This is a genomic window from Candidatus Enterococcus murrayae (genome assembly GCF_017315985.1).
Classification (GTDB): domain Bacteria; phylum Bacillota; class Bacilli; order Lactobacillales; family Enterococcaceae; genus Enterococcus_A; species Enterococcus_A murrayae.
Genome location: NZ_JAFLVR010000002.1, coordinates 65,583 through 87,626 on the forward strand (window position 1 = coordinate 65,583; position 22,044 = coordinate 87,626).

At 34.8% G+C, this 22,044-nt stretch carries 16 protein-coding genes; all 16 read left to right on the forward strand.

Annotation, left to right across the window (positions count from 1 at the left end):
* Positions 1-14: 14 nt before the first annotated feature.
* The 16 genes from JZO85_RS01545 to JZO85_RS01620 all read left to right on the forward strand — a co-directional run bounded on the left by JZO85_RS01545 (position 15) and on the right by JZO85_RS01620 (position 21,920).
* Positions 15-1,133, forward strand: coding sequence for a tyrosine-type recombinase/integrase (locus JZO85_RS01545; RefSeq protein WP_242550153.1), 1,119 nt, complete (start codon positions 15-17; stop codon positions 1,131-1,133).
* 529 nt (positions 1,134-1,662) lie between these two features.
* Complete coding sequence (locus JZO85_RS01550) at positions 1,663-3,453, forward strand: SpaH/EbpB family LPXTG-anchored major pilin (RefSeq protein WP_207106741.1); 1,791 nt, start codon at positions 1,663-1,665, stop codon at positions 3,451-3,453.
* Between the two features lie 22 nt (positions 3,454-3,475).
* Complete coding sequence (locus tag JZO85_RS01555) at positions 3,476-8,416, forward strand: SpaA isopeptide-forming pilin-related protein (protein ID WP_207106742.1); 4,941 nt, start codon at positions 3,476-3,478, stop codon at positions 8,414-8,416.
* Between the two features lie 3 nt (positions 8,417-8,419).
* A complete protein-coding gene (locus JZO85_RS01560) occupies positions 8,420-9,094 on the forward strand; it encodes a pilin N-terminal domain-containing protein (RefSeq protein ID WP_207106743.1) in 675 nt (224 codons plus the stop codon).
* A gap of 99 nt (positions 9,095-9,193) precedes the next feature.
* Complete coding sequence (locus JZO85_RS01565; RefSeq protein WP_207106758.1) at positions 9,194-10,906, forward strand: sortase family protein; 1,713 nt, start codon at positions 9,194-9,196, stop codon at positions 10,904-10,906.
* An 11-nt stretch (positions 10,907-10,917) separates the two neighbouring features.
* Positions 10,918-13,065, forward strand: a complete 2,148-nt coding sequence (locus JZO85_RS01570) for a glucosaminidase domain-containing protein (RefSeq protein ID WP_207106744.1) — start codon at positions 10,918-10,920, stop codon at positions 13,063-13,065.
* The gene (gene lepB / locus JZO85_RS01575) at positions 13,019-13,585 is read left to right on the forward strand and encodes a signal peptidase I (RefSeq protein WP_277988913.1); all 567 of its coding nucleotides are present in this window, start codon (positions 13,019-13,021) and stop codon (positions 13,583-13,585) included. The genes JZO85_RS01570 and lepB (JZO85_RS01575) overlap by 47 nt, the downstream gene beginning before the upstream one ends.
* A 28-nt stretch (positions 13,586-13,613) precedes the next feature.
* A complete protein-coding gene (locus JZO85_RS01580; protein WP_207106746.1) occupies positions 13,614-14,354 on the forward strand; it encodes a hypothetical protein in 741 nt (246 codons plus the stop codon).
* Between the two features lie 41 nt (positions 14,355-14,395).
* A complete protein-coding gene (gene lepB, locus JZO85_RS01585; protein WP_207106747.1) occupies positions 14,396-14,944 on the forward strand; it encodes a signal peptidase I in 549 nt (182 codons plus the stop codon).
* Between the two features lie 37 nt (positions 14,945-14,981).
* Entirely contained in the window at positions 14,982-15,722 is a 741-nt protein-coding gene (locus JZO85_RS01590) for a hypothetical protein (RefSeq protein ID WP_242550155.1), read from the forward strand.
* A gap of 16 nt (positions 15,723-15,738) precedes the next feature.
* Positions 15,739-16,815, forward strand: a complete 1,077-nt coding sequence (locus JZO85_RS01595) for a GumC domain-containing protein (RefSeq protein ID WP_207106749.1) — start codon at positions 15,739-15,741, stop codon at positions 16,813-16,815.
* A gap of 131 nt (positions 16,816-16,946) precedes the next feature.
* Positions 16,947-17,657, forward strand: a complete 711-nt coding sequence (locus tag JZO85_RS01600) for a hypothetical protein (RefSeq protein WP_207106750.1) — start codon at positions 16,947-16,949, stop codon at positions 17,655-17,657.
* Complete coding sequence (locus JZO85_RS01605) at positions 17,657-19,159, forward strand: coiled-coil domain-containing protein (protein WP_207106751.1); 1,503 nt, start codon at positions 17,657-17,659, stop codon at positions 19,157-19,159. Before JZO85_RS01600 ends, JZO85_RS01605 begins: the two co-directional genes overlap by 1 nt.
* 23 nt (positions 19,160-19,182) lie before the next feature.
* Positions 19,183-19,974 carry a winged helix-turn-helix domain-containing protein gene (locus tag JZO85_RS01610; protein WP_242550156.1) on the forward strand — a complete coding sequence of 264 codons (792 nt, stop codon included), beginning with the start codon at positions 19,183-19,185 and terminating at the stop codon, positions 19,972-19,974.
* Between the two features lie 74 nt (positions 19,975-20,048).
* Entirely contained in the window at positions 20,049-20,588 is a 540-nt protein-coding gene (locus JZO85_RS01615) for an STM3941 family protein (protein ID WP_207106752.1), read from the forward strand.
* Between the two features lie 198 nt (positions 20,589-20,786).
* Positions 20,787-21,920, forward strand: coding sequence for an LPXTG cell wall anchor domain-containing protein (locus JZO85_RS01620; protein ID WP_207106753.1), 1,134 nt, complete (start codon positions 20,787-20,789; stop codon positions 21,918-21,920).
* The last annotated feature ends 124 nt before the right edge of the window (positions 21,921-22,044 follow it).

Here is a 22,044-nt window from a genome sequence, read left to right on the forward strand (position 1 = left end):
AAATAGGAGGAAAAATGTTGGTTCGCCGTGGAGAAAATATTTATAAAAGAAAAGATGGTCGTTGGGAAGGACGCTATAAGAAAGGTCGAAAGGAAGATGGGAAAATTATCTATGGATACATATACGGAAGAAGTTATCAAAGCGTAAAGGATTCATTGTCCCTCTATAAATCGAAGTATAATAATGGGAAAGAAATCACAGGAGAATTATCCATTAGTGTAAAAGAATGGATGTACCATTGGCTTTCACAAAATAAAAAATTCATAAAAGAATCTACTTATTCAGGATATAAATATAAAATAGACAAATATATAATACCAGTTGTCGGTCATTTCGAGATGAATAAATTGGCCGTTCATGATTTGGAAAATATGATAGAAATTTGGCAAGAATCTGGGCTGTCGTCAAGCTCTATACGAGTGGTGTTTACAATTTTGCGAAGTAGTTTCTTATTTGCTGTGAAAAAGAAATATCTAAATGAAAACATCTGTGAGCATGTGGACCTACCTTCCGAAAAAAGGACTAAAGTTCGTTCACTAACAATTCCTGAACAAAAGATGTTAGAAAATGAGGCAAGAAAAAGTATTGATGGTTTGGGGTTTGCAGTAATTTTTTCTCTTCGCACAGGATTGCGAATAGGAGAATTGGCTGCATTAAAATGGGAAGATATAGACATGGAGGGAAATTATATATATGTGTCTCATACAGTTCAAAGAATACCAAAGCACAATGGAGCATCAAAAACAAAAATTATTTATTCAACAACTAAAACACAGACCTCAATAAGAAAGATTCCAATGAGCGATGACATAAAAAAATGGTTGCTAAAGAGAAATAACACAAGCACACCTTATATTTTTTCTAACAATGAAACACCTTGTGAACCGAGACTGATTACATATCATTTTCATAAAATTAGAGAGAGGGCGGGTTTGAATAATATTCATTTCCATCAGTTGAGGCATACTTTTGCGACAAGATGTTTAGAATCTAGCGCAGATATTGCTTCTGTAAGCTCACTTCTTGGCCATTCATCCATAAAAATGACCCTTGATATTTATGCTGATACTATGATGGAAAATCGAATTAAAGCTATTAAAAACATGGAAATGATTGTTAAAACAGCATTGTAATTAATTGTTTAGGGGTGTTTTCCGCTTTCTATGAAAATATACAGTCACTAGTTTTCAAAAATTAAGTATACTTAAAAGAGAACTCATGATAAAAAATAAATCCATTAAGTGTAATTCCACTTTTGGCTTTATTTCTTATCATGAGTTTTTTTATAATATCCAAATTCAAATTAGTTTATTAGCCGTCATAAACCGTCAGTAAAAGAAAAATAAGAGTAACTATCGGTATTAATAAGACATTTCTTGTTTGTACTAAAAAAAAGAAATATTTGAGAATATATCTACTTAGTAAAGATATATTCGTCGTCAATCAATCTTATTTTACCACTAAAGCGATAGTAATTAAACTTATTCAAATAATTCGATTTAGGCTAGTTGAGTAACAAGAAAATCTTCTAAATGTACTTTGTGGGAGGAGTGAAAATTATATCTAAACTATTAAGGAAGATCGTAATCCAATTCTAGATCAAATTTATCGAATTAAAATTGGGATTGTTCATTAATTAAGAGGAGACGGGGGAATATATAAATGAAAATGAAAAAGGTATTAATTACTAAGATCGCACTAACAACAACATTATTTACAAGCCTTTCTGTTATGGCACCAGTAGGGGATATTCTAGTTGCCCATGCTGAGGGACAAAATATCAGCTCAAATGCTGTATCTGATAATACATCAGAGCGCTCAATTACGATATGGAAATATGAAATCAATAATACATCTGAGCTTGGTGATAGAGGAGATGGCATTAATCCAGATCCAAGCAAAGCTCCTGATTTAAATGGTAAGAAATTGATGGAGGGTGTTCATTTTGAGTTAGTTAAGGTGAAGCCTTTAAATACTTCAGCTTTAACGGATCCTTTGAAACAAAAAGAAGGTACGGATTGGGAAGAAGATACTAGCTTTACTAAGATGACTGGCAAAACTGATGCTAATGGTAAATTGACGTTTGATGTGGGAACTGGAAAAGCAGCGGATGGTATTTACTTAGTTCGTGAAGTTGTGAATCCTGATACAGGAAAATACGATTACATGGATAAAGAGACAGGATCATTAAAAGAAATTAGTTCTCCCATGGCGCCATTCTTTGCTCATTTACCACAAACCCAACGGGATGATACAGGTAAATTGATTTATGATGTTCATGTTTATCCCAAAAACATTGTAACAGATACAGAATTAGATAAAACTGTTGAAGGTGGTAAGGGATTCTCAATTCAAGCTGGTAATTCGTTCCAGTGGGAAGCAACAACGAAGTTGCCAAGTGGTTTATATAGCAAGGTTACACAGGATATGACAATCATTAATAGGTTTGATAGAGATAATAATCCATTACCAGATTTAGATGTAGCAGCAGGAACAGAAATTTATGCGGATTATTTTGAAGTAGTCGATGAAATTGATCAGAGATTGGCTTTAGAAGATATTGAAGTAAGAGTTTTAGGAGAAGACGGTGTTACTTGGACGACATTAACAAATGGCGATGAGTATGAAGTGTCATTAAATGGAACTACAATAGCTTCTCCAAATAAAGTTACTGCTGATGCTAATTCAGAAAAAAAAGTACTTGTAAGTTTAACAAATGACGGTATGAGAAAGGTCGAAGAAGACAAGGATCAAAAGATTCAAGTTATTTATAAAGTGAAGGCTGTAAAAGACTTCAATGGATCGATTTCCAATAAATATGATGTAAATTACTTGATTCCAGGCCAAAAACCTTTTGAAGGTACGAGTGATGAACCGGAATATTTCGATGGTGGTTTTAAAATCAGTAAATCTTCAGAAGATAAAACGAATAAATTAGCAGGTGCTGAATTCTATATTTCTGAATCCGAAGAAGACGCCAAGGCCAAGAAATTCCTCGCTTCAGATGGTAAATCATACACTCTAAATGACGATGGCACAGCAACTCCAGCATTACCAACGGGCGTGACATTCTTGACAACTACATCTGATGCAGATGGGGTAGCCAAGTTTGACGGGTTGAAACTTGATTGGTTTACAGATAGTAATGGAGATGGGAAACAAGATCCTACAATTCCATCAGAAGCAACTTGGGAAAAGGATAAAATCAAGAAATCTTACTGGATTGTCGAAACAAAATCTCCATCAGGATATGAATTATTAAAAAATCCAGTTGAAGTTGTTGTAACCTTAGATTCACATAAAAATGTAGTAGTTGATGTAGAAAACAAAGAGAAAACAGACCTTCCATTTACTGGTGGGGACGGCATGACATTGATGATCGTGATCGCTTTAGGAGCCATTGCAATTGGTACCACAGCAGTTGTGATAGACAAAAAAAGACGTGCAGTATAGAGGCTAAGAAAGGATGGGAACAATGAAGAAAGTGAATAAGTCGCAAAAAATGCTTATAATTCTTCCCATCGTTATTCTTTTAGGAGTGTTCATTTTTGTGGTCACTCCTAAAGGTCCAATATTAAAAGCATTAAGCTCTCGTGATTTGGTTGATGTATCACCTATAGGAGATAAAAATGATCAAGATCAACTGATTGAGACGACTAAAAATAGCTCTTTGATCAAGGTCGTGGCAAAAGAGACTGGGATCTATAAGGTAAAAAAAGAGCCTGGTTATTCACTCACTTTAATAGATGAGAAAAACGAACAATTAACGGTTTCCATTCTCGATGAGAAGAATTATATGACTACTTTTTATGGTAGTGATAGTGGACAGGAAGCCTTAAGTGATTCAAAGACGGGAAGTTCAGAAATTAAGGAAAAGGCTCCCGAATTTGCACAGATTACATCCTCTGGAGAGCTAGATTCATACTATTTGAATTTAGAAAAGGGAAGCAGTCTATATTTGCGTGTTGAGCGAAATGGTTCAGATGCGACTAAAGTAGAGTTACAAAACCGAAAAGACGAAAAGAATAGTCAGGTACTTGTGAACTTTATAGTTGATAAGGAAACAAAAGAATCAACTAAGGGTAAAGAAGATTCTTCTGAACAAGTCTCCGAAGAAACACAATCTTCATTGACAGAGGAAAAGATCAATTCATCCGAAGATGCTGTTGATCAGAGCTCATCGTCAGAGAAAACAAAGACTATTGAAAAAGAAAATCCGAAAGACATAGAAGAGAAAAATGAAAGCTCTACTCAAAAGAAAACTGAAGATGAGTCACCAGATCAGGCGTCAATAGCCTCACCAAAAAACTATGAAAAAGTATTGTTTGTTGAAACAAAAGAAACCGACAAAACAGATAAAGAACTTGAAAAGGGAGATTACACAGAAAAAGATTCTTTAAAAAAACCAGTTTTTTTTAAAAGCACCGCAACTCATGATGAGAACAAAACTAAATCTGAACAGGACTCACCAATTATTATCCGAGATGCCAATTTATCTGTTAAGACAGGAACAGCAGATTTTGATAATGATGATTCACCCGGTAATGATTCTAGGGAAGACAATGATATTGTTAGGACTTTTGATCAAATAAGTTATCTGACATCTTTTTCAATTCAAAACATTAAGAAAGACGTTGAATATACTGATATTCGATATCGTGTAATTGCTGAGATGCCCAATGCAGTGGAAGTAAAAGATTCTATACCACGAAATCATGGAGAAATTGCAAATGGTACATACATTGATAGTGCCGAAGGAGATTCCTCACAATCTTCTAGAGGGGTTATGGAGTCTATGATATCCGATTCTGGTCAAGTTTTTGTACCAGTAATTCTAAATGTTTATGGTTCTAATCAAGGTGTGAAAATACAGCCGATAATTAAGTTGGAGATAGTGGATGCGAAGAATGTGAAAACTGGTGAAATAGAGAATATTAATGCAGTATATGATATGAATTCTCTATCGAATTTAAAATCACCCATAACAACAGTCTCAGCAAAACCATCTGTAGGTGTTAAATTGACTCAGGGAGAAGTAAAAGATAGCTCTGTGTTTGGAGTAACTAATGATAAAGTGGCGTCCTATGATGTTGGGATAGCAACAACATTACAACCATTGCCTGGAAAAAAAGATTATAAGGGTTCAACTTTTCCAAAAGGACCAATTACTTATCAAATAAAGCAAAAAGGTAGCGCTAACGCCGGCGATTTAACAACTGCACAGTACAACCCATTTACAATGAAAGCATATGCACCTGCAATCAATAATCGAAGTCAAGGTTCTTGGAAGAAAACTGGAACAGTTAATGTCGATAAGTTTACAAGACCTTTAGATATACCTAATGCAAATACGGGAGCAATATATATGTCTCAACCCGAAGTAAATGTAGAAAAAATAGGTGTATATAACTCTGGAGATTTTGTAAGTACGAATGGAACATATACAACGGATGTTTCAAATAGTAATTATGTCGGTATTTTGAATCCATATACTTACAATATGACTGGAAACAGGACACAAACAGCAATGGCCAAAAGCTTCTCTAGTTTAGAAATGGTTTTTTATTGGGATAAAACAAAAACTATAAATGCGAGTCTTGCTAATAAATGGACACAATATACTATGACTTTATATGTCGATAAAGTTTCGTATGATGGAATATCGACATCTAATGATTCCTCTATTTCCTATCAAAATAATGTTACACCCTCTGGGAGTTATTGGGGCTATACTACAATTTTATCTCCTTCAGACAGTGGATACAAAATAGAAGGAAGTTATTATTCTAGTTCAACCCCAGGTCAAGGCAGAACCGTCGAAAATTTTGGTAATTCACAAGTTTCTACCGGACAAGCAGTATATTTATCTAGGTATGATGCTACATCTAACACTACTATAGCAAAAAGTTCAAATTCTATACTTGAATGGGATCCAACAGCATTCGAATATGATAAATCGAGAGCTGCACTTTTTGATCTATGGTCAACAAAAAATGGGAGTTATATTTTAAAGTATGGAATAGCAAAAAGTTTAAAACAAACACCACCTTATACAATGCGAGTATCGCAAGTCGATTCCGATAAACTTTTGTACGATTGGTATGATTCTCCTGATGAGGCAGAAAAACAAGGGAGTATTAGTGCAGTTTATGCTGAAGCAGCCTATGACCATGATCCAAGTGTCTACAAAAATTTGACAGTTGGAATGAAAGTACCTGTAATAGTCATAGCTAATTCTGGAGACAAAAGTAAAAGCGGTCAACCTATAGTGGTCACAGGCTCACATAAATTTTTTAAAGAAAATGGTGGTATTTTATATCAAGCACCAGCAGAAACAGCAAACAATGGCTATTCCTCAGCAAAAAATGGTTTTTATACAAATGTTAAAGGATATGGAACATATGTCCCGACAAGATTTGACAGTTCGGGGAATATTGTTGGTAAAGTCACTGATTACATGGATTATTGGAATTTTATTGGCGATAGTGCCTATGTAAAAAACATGGCTATTACTACTAAGACTGAGGTATTTGAAAAAGTTTATCAATCAAATCAAGATATTGATATAAAAGTAACCGGAGTAATGACTGGAAGTGATACGGTTACTTATGATGGAGCCCTTACAACCACTCTACCTAAAGGTATTTCTTACAAACCTGATTCTTCAGTCGATGGTAATGGGAATAAATTACCAGAACCTACAATCACAGTAAACGAGGGCGGAACAACAAGCCTTCGTTGGGTATTCAATGAATTAACTAATGACCAACGTAAATTAGGAATAGAAGTAAAATTTAAAGCAAAATCAGATTTTTCTCAGTTGAGTTTTAAAGAGAGTGGATATACGAATAGTCTTGTAGTTAAAACCGTTGGAGAAATGTGGGTTAGTGGGAATCCTACATTAAATGATAAAAGTACTGAAGGGATTCGCTCTTCACAAGATGATTTCATTATTATGCTAATTCAGCAAGTCATTTTAAGTAAGAAGGCCAATAAACCAGCGATCGAACTCGGAGAGACAGATCCTTTAGGTGTGGATAATACGATCACTTATAAAGTTAAGATACTCAATAATAGTGCTGCAGCAATTCCAGAAGCCAAGTTACTAGATGTCTTACCTTATGATGGAGACTCTCGTGGGACCAAACTTTCAGGAGCTTATACGATTGAAGAAATTTCTGTTAGTGAGCCAGCAGCCACCATCAGTTATACGAATTCCACAGCGGATGAAAAGACAGATCCAAATACTATTTCAGGATGGTCAAATTATGTCTCGGGAACAACTCCAACAACTTCAATAAAGAATGCCAAAGCAGTTCTAGTCTCGATTCCTTCGTTAGGTGTTGGGAAAGAAGTTGAGTTGACTGTGAAGCTTAAACCTACAGATCAAAAAGCTGGAGATGTATTTGTCAATGATGCCAGTATGAACTCCAAGCTAAACCTGCCAATAGAATCACAAGCGGTCTGGACACGTGTTTATGGTCGTGAGCTAACAGGTGTCGTTTGGTTTGACGATAATTTAGATGGGTTAATTGGAAATAAATCAGCAGGCGGTCTGGAAGAATTTGCTAAGGATATTCCAGTAAAACTTTACCGAACGAGCTTGGCTGACGAAAATTACAAAGATAAATTAGTCGAAGCAAGCTTAACAGGTGAGAAGTTTGTTGACGCATCAGGGAAATCGTTAATTAAAACAGATAAAGATGGAAAATATGCCTTTGCTGCAATACCTGAAGGAACCTATGTTGCCGAGTTTGTTATTGGCGATCGCGTAGAGAAAAAAGAATTCCATGTCACAAAACAATTAGTTGGAGACGATCCAACCAAGAATTCGAAGGCTGATCCGACAACCTATAAAACACCAGGATACAAAGCACCATTATTAGAAAATTTAAATAGTATCGAAAATGTTGATACCCCTACGTACAAAATCAACAATGTGAATCTTGGATTAATTCGTCCTGCTACACTTCGCCTTTTCAAATTTGAAACTGGGAGTGCGGTAGATGCTAATGGGGATGGGAAGCTAAGCGACGAAGAAAAGGCAACTGGAAAACCGTTAAAAGGTGCAACATTTGAGATCTATAAAAAAGGAGAAACGACTCCACTTGGAACTGTGGATACAGATACTAACGGGTATTTGATGTTTGAGTATCTATATAAAGGGAGTTATCAACTGAAAGAGATCAAAGCACCCGAAGGATATGAATTAATTAAAGAACCGATTGATGTGGAAGTTGTCGAAGGAAATCAGAATATCGCCCTATTTGCTTCAGATGATAAATCCACAGAATTACCATTCACTGGCGCAAATAAATGGGTACTTGGACTTCTGATTGGTGCAGCTATCACTATGGTGGCAGGATTTGGTGGAATAACGTATTACTATCGTCAACCGAAAAAGAAGGGGGAGTAGAGAATGAAACAAATGTTATCTGGAGTTCTCTCTTTACTTTTTCTGATGATAGTCATTCTTGCTCAGGCACCTCAAGCATTTGCTGAAGATCAAAGAAGCAGCATAACAATCGTGAAATACAAGCTAACAGAAGCGGATTTGGCTGAAAATCCGTTGCCAATCGATGGAACGAAAATTGAAAAGGCAGTAAATAAAGAGGGTAAAACGTTCGAACCGCTATCTGGAGTAAGTTATGAAATCACACGTGTGTCTCCTGTAAATGGAACAACTCAGTTTGAGCCTGTACAGGGAACAGATGCCTTTAGTAAGACAATTACAACGGATAATAATGGGCAGGCACGACTTTCCGATTTGGTCCAGGGGACTTATCGAGTAATTGAAAAAGCTCAGGATCAAATCAAAGAGCCAATGGAGCCAGTTATATTAGAGCTTCCTTTGCCTCAGCGTAGTGGACAGTCATTAAACGATGTTTATCTTTATCCAAAATCGAGTATAGCTGGAGCAACTGTAATTGATCCTAAGGAAATAACTACGGAAAAAGGCACCAGTCCCGAACGTATTCCACAAACGAGCGGAACGATTGGTTCATACAGTTCATTTTATGTGATTATCATTTTTCTAACTTTGATGGGGTTTATAGGTATTCGAATGCTGCGATCCAAGAAACATTATTACTAAATGTATCTAGAGGAAGCGTTGGAAATCCACGCTTCTTCTTTTAAAAAGAAGGGGAGAGTTCTGTTGGAAAATCGAAAAAAAAAATCCCATTCTTTATTAATGAAATTTGCGATACTAATGATTTTTTCTGGAGTGGCTATTCTTTTGTATCCAATCGTTGGTAATTATTTAGCGAATCGTGAACGAAGCCAAGCTTCTACTGCTTATGATAATGCACTCGAACAAATGAGCAAAAAAGAGCGGGAAGAACAGTATAAGTTAGCGAAAGAATACAACAAATATATTTTCGGTAAGCAACAAGGAAAAGAAGTTGAACCAATTCTTTATGAATCAGTATTAAAAAATAAATCAAAGGTAATGGGAACCATTGATATTCCGGCTATTGATATTGAAAAAATGCCTTTCTTTCATGGAACATCTTTTAAAACATTGGATAAAGGCCTGGGGCACTTAAAAGAGTCATCTGTACCGATAGGTGGTAAAGATTCAAGAGCTGTTATAACTGGACACAGTGGAGTTAAGAACCAAGTTCTCTTTACTGATATCCGAAATCTTACTGAAGGAGATCTCTTTTTCATCAACATTCTGGGAAAGCGATTAGCATATCAAATTGACTCTTTTGAGGAGATTTTACCGAGTGAAGCTGAAAAAGTAAAAATTGTTCCTGGAAAAGACCAAGTGACATTGCTAACGTGTACCCCGCCTGGAATTAATACATATCGATTACTTGTTACAGGTCATAGAATTCCTTATAAAGACGCTATGAAAAAGAGAATCAAAAAGCGTAACTTATGGAGTTATCAAACGATTGTATTAGGAACAATAGGAATCAATTTGTTACTATTTTTAATTTTAGTCGCGATCTATCGTTATCAAGTGAAACGATTTAGATCAGATAATCCTAAAGTTGTCGAAAAAGCTAGGAAGCGGTTGAGATTGCTTTTCAGAGTAACAAAGGGATATTTTGTTTTACTATTTGTTATTATGTCAGCGGTTCTTGCAGTAGCAATCTATGGATATGCTCATATGCAGCAGGAGACTACGGTCTCGGCCGTGGATATAGGTAGAGAGGAGTCATTGAGTAACTACAATTTAAACAAAATAAGTACGGCTAATTATGAAGAAAAGCAAATTGCTAGCGTTAGTGTAGCAGATTATGCACATGCTAAGGCTGTGACAAAAGATACGATCAATAATTGGGGAATTGGAAAATTAGTAATTCCAGATGCACAAATTAATCTCCCCATTCTAGCCGGACTTGCAAATGAGAACCTCTTAACAGGAGTAGCAACCTACAAATTGGATCAACAGTTAGGCAAAAATAATTATGTATTGCTGGCTCATAATATTTATGATCAAGACTTACTCTTGCACAGAATAGAAAAACTAAAAAATGGAGACAAGATTTACGCAACAGATTACAGAGATATATACATCTATGAGGTAAATCTTAACAAAGTTGTTAGAGACATAGAAGTGTCTTATATAGAGAAATCAAACGAGCAAGAAGCAAAAATAACTTTGGTTCGTTGTGAAGGAAACATAGGTACTATTTATCGTCGGGTAGTTCAAGGGAAGTTAACTGGCGTTCAACCATTGGATGATTCATCAGAAAACCAAATGAAACAGATGGATCTAAAAAAGAGCGAAAAAAAATCAAACGGTGTAGTAGTAAAAAAGGAGCCTGTAACAGAATTTGATAGTTTCTCAATGGCTATTGCTGCAAGATTTGTAGCAGATCCATTGCAAACAATTATTCCAATGTTCCTATTTTTCTTATTACCCATTTTATTTTTCAGTCTAATGCGCTAAGGAGAACAATGATGAAAAAGAAACTATTGAGTATATGCATTCTTGGGATTAGTGCATATACCATTCATAATCTATTTGGAGAAAAATTAAAAGCAGACGAGCTTTCGATAGTTGAAGAATCCAGTAACGTGATTGAATATAGTCCTACTGTTGAATCTTCAAGTAAGAGCATTCAAAGTGTTAATGCACAAGAATCCTCTGAAAAAGGGACTATTGAAGAAGTGGTACCTTCTGCTGAGCAAAAAGAAGAAGACCTACAGTCGACAGCCCCACCAACAAAAACAAATGAAACTTCAGATAACCTGAAAACATCTAGCAATGAAATCAATTCTAGTAGTGAGCTTTCTTCGACGTCAACGAGTAGTACTCTCACGACAGAGACTACAAGCACTTCAACTGCTGAAAGTGGTTCAAGTGAGACGACATCGAGTAGCACAACAATGACAAGTGAAATGAGTTCTTCACAAAGTAGTAGACCTGAAGAGTCATCAACAGCAACTTCTAACTCAATACAGGATTCGAAAGAGTCTTCGGAAGTAGTCGAAGGTACTACAAACTCGGAAAAAAAAGAGCAGAAATCCGAATCAATTGTTGGTAGTTCTAATCAAACAGTCGTTCAATCTCCAGATCCAAGCCCCTTTTCTGTGAATATACAATCGATGTTACCTACTTATAGTCACCCTAGCGAATCATCGGTACTTTCTTCTAAAGAAGCTAAAGTCGAGTTGGATGAAGCACTTCAAGTCAGCAAAGTAGCAGAGTCAGATTTGAAAGGATTCGAATTACCTCTTTTAGGAACATTTGAAAACAAAAATAAAGCGATCCTCGTCTTCGAAGGAATCAAATTAGTTGGAAAAGAGAAAGAGACCGATTCACAGGTTAACTCTGTAGAAAAGCTGTTAAATCAACTTACTTCAAAATTATTCGGAGAGGATTTTGAACATGTTAAAAAGGCAAACAGTAAAACAAGAGAACCAGGTGACTTGTTATACAAGAAGAATACTCTTGTTGGCATGTATTTAGGCGATGATCATTACTTAAGTTATGAGCAGAAAGAGAAGGATGAGGATGACTCTTATGGAGAGGTCGTTATTGAACAATTCACGTCGGAGGAACCAGAAACGTTATTTCAGTATAGCGAAATGATAGATCTAACTGCAACTGATTATGGAAAAGAAGTAGAAAAAAACTATCCGGCTTCTATGGATTTTCAACCAAATGATCAAACGGCTGCATTTATTGAGGAAATTTCCGATAACGCACAAGATTTAGGGCTGAAATATGACGTGTTTGCATCAGTTATGATCGCTCAAGCGATACTAGAAAGCGGCTCAGGAACAAGCCAGCTATCTATTGCTCCTTACCACAATCTTTTTGGTATAAAAGGAACGTTTAAAGGCTCTTTTGTAAACTTTTCGACGCAGGAAGATGATGGTAGTGGTGAAATGCATTCTATTAATGCGGCATTTAGAAGTTATTCCAGCTATGGAGAATCCTTAGGGGATTACGTTACACTGATCCGTTCAGGAATACAGGGAAATGAGAATTACTACTCAACTGCATGGCGATCGAATGCGAAAAACTATTTAAGAGCAGCTGACGCACTAACAGGAAGATATGCGACTGATACTTCATACAATAGAAAAATCAGTTCGTTGATTGCTGCGTATCATTTAACACAATATGACGTTCCTAAAAGTGTGGAGGGGACTCAAACAGGCGCTGTATTACAAGGGAAAGAGAACATACCAGAAGAGTATCGTTCAGCAATGAAATTCCCAGATTATGATGGAAAAAACTATAATTCTTCCGGTTCTTATCCTGTGGGGCAATGTACTTGGTATGCCTATAATCGTGTAGCCCAATTAGGAAAAAAAGTAGATGACTTTATGGGCAATGGCGGTGAGTGGGGGAGCAAAGGTCGAGCTTTAGGACATAAAGTTACACAAACACCAACTGCGGGATATTTGATTTCCTTTTCTCCAGGAACAGCGGGTTCTGATCCACGTTATGGGCATGTTGCTTTTGTTGAAGCCGTCACTTCAAACGGCATCTTAATATCTGAAAGCAATGTGATTGGTGGAACAATTATTTCTTATCGAGTGATAGATAATGAGCTCGCTAAATCAACGCTTGTTTCTTATATTGAGCCGAAGTGATGTGGAAGGGAACTCTTCAGAATTGAAGAATAAGACTATAAATATCGGATTTATAACATGTCTAATTCTTATGAGTCTTATTATCGTGTTTATCCGCACGACTTTTATCGTACATCCAATCTCTGGAAAATCAATGGAAGATACATTGAATAATGGAGATTGGGTACTGATAGATAAAAGAAAGGAATTAAAGAGATATGCCATTGTTGCTTTTTCAGATCATCGAAATGGAGACCTGTTAGTCAAACGAATAATTGGCCAACCAGGTGATTCCTATATCATTCAAAATAATGTGATGATTCTTGATTTAGGAACTAGCAATAGTTTTCAAACGACCATACAGATTGAATTAGAGAAGGACATCGCAAATGAATTAAGAAATCGAACAACAATTCCTGAGAATGCCTATTTTGTCATGGGGGATAATGTTGATATTTCTAATGATAGCCGTTCCTTTGGTTTTGTATCTAATAAACAGATCGAAGGGAGAATGGTAAAAGTCCTGTGGTCTAAAAAATAGACAGATTACTTAGAGAGGTGGAAATTGGTTGTTTGTTCCTATTGGGATATGCCTTGTACTTTTAGTCATAATGTTTATCTTTATTTTCCATCAATTGGTGAAGCAACAGAAGTTAAATCAAATTAAAAATAATAAAAATTCTCCATCAGAATTACTTGAAAAACTAAGCTTTTATGAAAAAATTGAAGATCAAAAACAAAGGAAATACAATCAGTATAATTTTCTAACCATGATAATCAGTTTATTCATAGTTTTGTCGATTATAATACTCCTTTCAAATAAAATCATATACACAAAAAATCAAGTTCAACAATTACAGGAAGAAATTCACACATTAAAAGTAGAACAAAAGCAGCTTATTTCCAAAATGCCGGTTAAGCAGTATCCAGAAGAAGGACTTGAATTAAACAAATTGGAATGGGCAAAAATTTTTGACCAAGAGGGGTCAAGTAAAACGCAAATGAAACTTGAGACAGAAGTAGCTGCTAAGATGGGCCCATATTTTGGTATATCAAGAGTATTGACTAATGTAGAAAAGTCACCTAAATCATTGTCAATCTCTTTGATAGGAAATACTCAGGAGGAAGAAAACAAGAAATTGATTGAAAGGAATATTGAGTGCTTTGTGCAAGAAGTAGAAATGATTCCTCAATTAATGAAAATTCATATAAAAGTAATGAATACAGAAGGTAAGAAAAATAAAATTCTAATTAATAAAACATACTCACGGCAAAAGTCAGACGATGCATTTACTATCCAAAAAAAATAGAAATAGTAGAGGCAAAATATTGGAAAGGAATACCGTAATTTATGCCAAATGTCCGATCACGTCAAGCAAAAAAAGCAGAGAATCCTTATAAACGTTCAGTAACTAAGAGTCTTGTTCTAACTATATTGACCCTTTTCTTGTTAGTTGTCATGTTTATCTCGGGACAGTTTGTAAGAAAAACATACAGCCTTCATCCTATTTCTGGCACTTCGATGGCGCCAACGCTGACAGAAAAAAACATGGTACTAGTAAAAAAGAAAGCGAAAATCATGCGTTATGATGTGATCGCCTTTTCAGTTGATGGTGAAAAAGAAAAATTTGTTAAACGAGTGATTGGAATTCCAGGAGATAAACTGTTTATTCGAAATGATCGAATTGTTTTGAGTATTGATGACTTTGAGGCAACTTATACTTTTCAATTGTCACCTTCAATTTCAGAAGAGTTTAAAGACTTAACAACTGTTCCTAATGATATGTACTTTGCTATTGGAGATCATGTCGATGTTTCTAAGGATAGCCGAGCATTTGGTTTTGTTTCTAAGGAATCAATTGAAGGGACAGTTCAGTTTGATTTTCCAACATTAAAATAAAAAAGGCTAGAAATAAAGTGAAAAGAGGAGAAAAGTGGTGATTGTAAATTGGGTTAGCGTAGGAGTGCTCATTGCAGTGTTCATAATAGCTTGTCGACGGATAGCCATCAAATGGCAAATAGAAAGATTGAGGCTACCTCGAAACTTACCGTTATCTTTTCAAAGAAAGCTTGATTATGTGAAGCAAATTGAACAAAGCAAACACGTGTCAGCGCTATTATTTTTGACTCTATTTTTAGGAGTGGCATTATCTCTTAGCACGTTTAGTTCATTTCAATTGAACAAGCAATTGTATACCTTGGAAGAAAAAAACAATGCACTTGGAGATAGGCTATACAAAGTAGAGAAAGAACAAAAACAGATGAACACTAAATTACCTATTAAGGCATATCCGCAAAAGGGGATTGGATTAAAAGACTATTCTTGGGAACAAATATTTGCTGATGAAAACCGAGAGAAACAATATGAAATTGAGAATGATATTTCAGAAAAAGTTGCTCCCTACTTTGGTCTGTCAACGACACTGATTGTTTTAGATATTCCCACTCAAACACTAAATATTGCTTTGGCTGGGAACTCTGGAAGTGAGGAAAATAAAAAACAAATAAAAGATAATATAAAAAACTTTGCTAAAGAAGCAAAAGATATTGAAAAGTTAACTCAGATTACTTTTCAGATGAATTTGTTGAACGACAATAATAAAAAAAATATGTATAGTTGTACATTCTCACGTGAAAATGCAACTGAGAATTTTGTATTAATCCAAGAGGATGAATGATGAAAGAGGGAGAACAATGAACGCACAACAAAAGAAAAATGGCTGGTTTTTTAATAAGAACATTATTGATGAAATTAATTCTGTCCCAGAGGATGTAATGGTGAACACTCCTGTGATGCCAACTATTGATACAAAAAATGATGAGGTTGCAGAATTGAAGCAACGATTAGCAGAAAAAGAAGAAGCTTTTGAACAATATAAGAATGACATAAAAGAAGAGAAGCGACGTCTTATTAGAGAAAATGAAAGTTATAAGCAAACGATTCTAAAAAATGGAGAAGAAAAAACGCAAAATCGGCACCAAATTCAAAATTTAGAAGCTGAAATCCGTCAAAATCGTAAAGAAATTCAAAGCTTACAGGAAAATCAAAAGTCTGGTGATTTGAAAGAAAAATTAGATAAAGCTGAGAATAGGATAATGGAACTAAATGCATCATTAGAGCATTATCAAACTGTCGAAAATGAATTGGACAGGTATAAGGAAAAGTATCATGAAATTGAAATGCAACAGAAGTTTGTCGACTCACAGCATCAAAATGCTGTTCAGAAAATAGAGAAACAGCTTCTAGAGGCCCAACAAACAATTCAGGAAAAGGAAGAAACGATTCATCAAGTTGAGAGAGGTTTCAATGAAAGAGAACAATCTATTCAAGAAAAAGAAGCGTTGATTCAACGATTACTCGAGGAGCAGCGAGATTCTTCTATTGAGGGTGAAGTAGTATCTGATCTGCAGCGTCAAATTATGGTTATTCAAAAAGAAAATGACAAACTAAAGCAGGAAGCACAATATTCTCAACATGAGATTGGAGAAGTCTTGGTAGCCGCACGCAAGCAAGCGAATCGAATGGTAGAGAAAGCCAAATTGGATGCTCAACGAATTATCAAGCATTCTGAAGAGGAAATTCAAACGATTCAAGAACGAGCAAAAGAAATTTCATTTGAAGTCGACGAATCTCGACAGGCAATAATGGTCATTTATGACGAGCTAAAGACGCGTGTTGATCAGTTAGCTAAGAATGAAGTTGTTTTAGCAGAAGAAGCATCCAAATTTGATTATTTTGATTATTCTAAGTTATCTGCATCCTCTAAATAAGTATCTTGATGAGAAAAGCGAGAACAAAGAACTTCAGAATAAAAGATTCTTTGTTCTCTAGAGCTGTACATAACATATAAGTTTTCTCATTAGAGTAATTATTGTAAATCATGTAGGAGGGGGCAAGGAGAGTGATTACATTAGGGTGTTTGTTTATCATGGGAATCATTTCTCTTTTCTTAATGTATCGTATGCTGGTTCATTTTCGATTGAATAGGGTCTCAGTCAATAAGAGTTCGCGTTTGTTTAAATTGAAACTGACACAATTCAAACAGAAGGAGTTACGAAAGAGTCTCATTTATTTATTGGTTGGGTTGTCAGCATCAATTATAGTATCCATTGTTACAATTTATCGCTTAGAGATAACTATGAAAGATATAACAACTAATAATCGTATGCTTCAATCTGAAGTCCGCTCGATGAAACAGAAGGGAACTCCAAGCGCGCTACTTGAAGAATATCCAACGTCAGGCATAGGGTTAAAAAAAAATTTAGTCAGTAATAATCAAACGATTGAACATAAAGAAAAAGTAGAACATTCTATATCCAACCAACTTCACCCATATATTGATAAAGCTAATTTTGTTTTTTCATCAGGTAGCGAGTCCGATACATTTTCTATTCTATTGACAGGATCTGTAGAATCTAGAAATGCTAATCTAGTCATTCTTGGTCAAAATATTTCTGCATTTATAAGGGAAATCTCAGAGATCAAAAATATTTCTGAAATACAGATTAATATTAATGACCAAAATGGAAATGATTTATATAAAGGAAGCTATATAAGAGATGATGAAGGACAGTTTAGATTTCAATCGGAATTGAGGAAAGGAAAAGGTTGATGGCTAAAAACAATTGGTTTTTCAATAAAAATTTGATTGATGAAATAAAAGAGTTTACTAATGATGAGATAGAGCAGGAACAGTTAGAACTTGAGGATCAAGTAAAGGAAAATGAACATTTAAAAGAACAACTCAACTTAACAATACAGCGACAAGAAGATTATTTATCTGATAATCGTCGTTTGTCTAAGGAACTGGAAGAGCTGAAAGAAGCTCATAAGAAGATACTTCAATCAAAAAAAATCCAAGAAACGACTTATAAAGAAAGGATCGAACAGCAGGAACAAAGAAATACTCAATTAACAGAGGAAATTACAAGCTATGAGGAAAAACAAAAAGAATTTGGACAATTCAAGGATAACTATGAAAAAAACAAAGTAGAACTTCTTAAAGCAAACGAAATAATAGAAAAACAAGAAAAAGAAATTTCAACCCTCAACGAACGATTTGAACAATTAAATCTAGAAAGAACAGAACCCCAAAAAGCGTACGAGCAATTAAATGAGTATTGTGAGAAGCAAAAAGCATTGCTTTTGGATTCTGAAAATCAACTAAAGAAGGCGAAAAAACAACACTTTGAGAGTGTTCAAAGATATACGAGCATTATTCAGCAGGTCAATCGATTAGAAGAAGAACGCGGAGAATTGAGAGGTCAATTGAAGCAACATATCGTCAAAAATAAGCAATTGGAGGAGCGACTAGTCAATATGGAGGGTAATATAAAGGAACTTAATAAGGAAAAGCAACATTTAGAAGAACAACTTAGCGAAGAAAAAGAAGAGTTGAATGAAGCTTTACATCAAGCTCAAGAGAGAATCACTTTGATGGGAGCAGAGCTTGCTGACAGGAAAGAGAATGCCGATTTAGACGAAAAAAATAAAGAGTTGAGAATAGACTTAACAAAAAAAGAAGATGAAATCCTTCAATTAAAAAAACAAATAGAAGTCATGCAAGAAGGACAATCGATTACTGATAACGCCGATCTTATAAATGAATTGAACGAAAAAGTGGAAGAGTTAGAAAATAATTGTGAGGCGATACATTTTGAGAAAGCGGAACTATCTAGACGTTTAAAAACTACAGAAGAAGTCATCCAACAAAAAAATCAACAATTAAAGCAGTTTGAAGAGTTACTTGTCAAACAATCAGAGGAAGTATCTTTTTCTCCAGAAGAATTAGCACAAGCAAAGAAGCAAATCGAGGAACTGACAAAAGAAAATGAACAATTAAAAGTTGAATCTACAAAAATTCAATTAGAGATTGGCGAAGTATTGTTTTCTGCAAAAAAACAGGCAAATCGTACGATTGAAGAAGCACAATCCGAGGCAAAACATCTAATTGATGAAGCTGAGTTAGAAGTGGAAACAATCGGTAATCGCGCAAGAAAAATTTTGTTAGAGGTTTCTGAGTCGAAAGATACGGTATTAGATATATATACAGACTTGGAACAAAAAGTTGAACGGCTTGCTAAAGGAGCGCTATTAAATAATAAGCAAAATTAACTACTTTTATGAGAAAAGATTGGATGGGTTTGTATATGGATAGGGTTTTGATTTTAACAAAGAATATTTTAATCGAACAAGAGCTTCAACATAAACTACAATTGTTAAATTATGAAGTGTATTGTTCAGTAAGACTTTTTGATGAATTGATACATCAAGAAACTACTTCAATTTTTTTAAATGTTTTTCAATATGTAATCATTAGTGAAAGTATTTGTGAATCAGAAGTAGCAAGATTATCGTCAGCACTGAATGATTCGTCTTTCAAGATTATTAGAAAAGTTGAAAAAAAAGTCACTGAAGTTGATCAGCATTTTTTAGAAACAGGTCTATTAAATGCCATTATTTCAACCAAGGATTCTCTTGATGAATTGAGAGAATGTTTATCAGTATTGAATTCTCTAACTGAGAAAAATGTTGAGCGTCTCAGTGAAAAAAAACTCTCTCAATTTTCTAGAAGTGCCTCATTACTTAAAGCACCTTCATTACAAATATCAGAAAATAACATTGATGATACGGCAGCTTATCATGATGTTATGTTGCATTTATCTCATACAGAATCTAGACTCGTATCGATTCTAGTAAAAGCTGGAAACAAGATAGTATCCAGAGAAGCAATCTGCCAAGAGCTTTGGAAAGAAGGACCAACCAAGTCCCATTTAGCTTCTCTTTCAAGCACGATTACACGCGTAAAAATAAAGTTCAAAAAAACACCATTAAAGGGAACTGCAATCCATACCATTTGGGGTAAAGGGTATCGTGTTGATCAGGAATTGTTAAGAATAGTTGAATCAGGTGATATCCTAATCAATTAAAAATTTGGTTGCTGAAGTATTCGCCATAATAAATTCTATAAAGAAAGGAGAATTATCTAATAAGAACAGAGTTTGTGGTGTATCAAAGTAGGGTAAAGCCAGTTGGATTATTATTCCTAATTCTTTTTTTATTCTTTACGGTGCTCTTGTCATTAGACATGTCACATGAACGAAATAGATATCTCTTATCAACATTGTTTTTATTAGGCATTTCCATTTTTTTACTTTCCAAAGTATCAATTGTTGAACTGTTCAAAAGGAAGAAGTTGGTTCTTCTAAATGATCAAGGCTTTTATTATTATTTGTCTCACTTCGATACTTACCCCATTTTAATCCCATGGACTAAAGTAAAAAAAATCAAGGAAAAACAAATAAAAGGGCAAGTAGTTGTTTCAGTCTATTTGGTTGATAACAAATTTCTCTTAGCGAAATCCTTCAAAATTCAACAAGAAGTAATTCAAATGAATAGAGCAATGGGATTAGGACAAATAAATATTAGTCTTCAATCAGCTAAGAATTGTACAAGTAAAGAATTAGTAGAAAAAATGAATGAATTTAGAGTGAATAGACATGCAAACCAAAGAATCAATGAAAAAGATTATGAGAATGAATAGCTTATTTGGCCTTTTTGACTAATAACGCAGTAACAGTTTAACAAGTATAAAAAGAGACATACAAGTGTATAAGATAATAAAAATTAGGGGAAGTAGTTAGAAGTGATAATTTTTTAATAGGAGGGAAGTTCACCATATTCTTTAGACAGCACTCGTCACTTCTATACTTTTTAAATATATATAAATAAGGAGATACTTATGAAAAATAGATTAAGGGTTTTAGGAATTACATTATTATGCGGACCATTTCTACTATCAGCTCCATTGTCATTTGCAAATGCGGAGTCAGTAGAAACAAAATCAAGCACATCAGTAGTAGTACCAGCTGCAGAAACCGAATCAAGCACGTCAATAGCAGCACCAGTACCAGCAACTGAATCAAGTACAACACCATCATTAGCAGTAAATGAAAACAATACATCTACGTCAGTGCAAGTGGATGAAACAACACCAAGCGTAACGAATGATGATGCAACTTTACGAGCAGAATTACAAAATTTAGTTAATCAGGGAAATAATGCTATTGCGAATGCGCACCTATACACCGAAGCTTCAATTGCTAAGCTACAGACCGCTGTGTCTAATGCTCAAGCGTGTCTAGATTATAATTTGGATTACTCAGTTTATATTAGTTCAATGAACTATGCGCTTAACTCGTTAGTGTTAATAACAACGGAACCAAGTACAACAGAGCCGAGTACAACGGAACCAAGTACAACAGAGCCAAGTACGACAGAGCCGAGTACAACGGAACCAAGTACAACAGAACCAAGTACAACGAAACCAATCGTAACCAAAAAACCGTCTATTCAAGTATCCGATAAAACAATGTATGTGGGAGATAAATTAACGGAAAATGATATTTTATCCTGGGCAAAATTTGAGAATACAGAAGGGTTGAATTTTGGTTACGAAATTGTTGGAAGTCCTATCAAAGTGACAGTTCTAGGAAATACCTTAGTAAGAGCTGGCACTCATAAAATTAGATTCTATATTGAAGGTACTGATTTAAATGGAGAAAAAATCAATGTAGAAAAGATCATTACTCTGACAATTTTGGAGACAAAACAAAATATCGACAATAATGAAAGTAAAGAAAACCCTTTGGACATAGAAGATTCGAGAGCGGAAATAACAGATCCTGTGGAAACAGTGGTAGAGAAACCAAAAGCTATTTCCACCGCTACTAAATATGTAGAATCAGTAAGTTCAGAAAAAAGTAAACTTCCTGAAACTGGAGAAAGTAGTTCAAGCTCTTTGGTAGTGCTAGGAATTGCTTTATTAGGAATCAGTTTATACGTAGGAACAAAAAGTAGGAAAAAATTTATTTAACAATATCTATGATAGAAAATGATTAACTGAAAACTGTGAGTAATTCATGAAAGAAATAGAATTACTCATGGTTTTTCTTATTTTAAAGCAGTCAATAGTTTAACTGTAAGCGTCATATAACAAA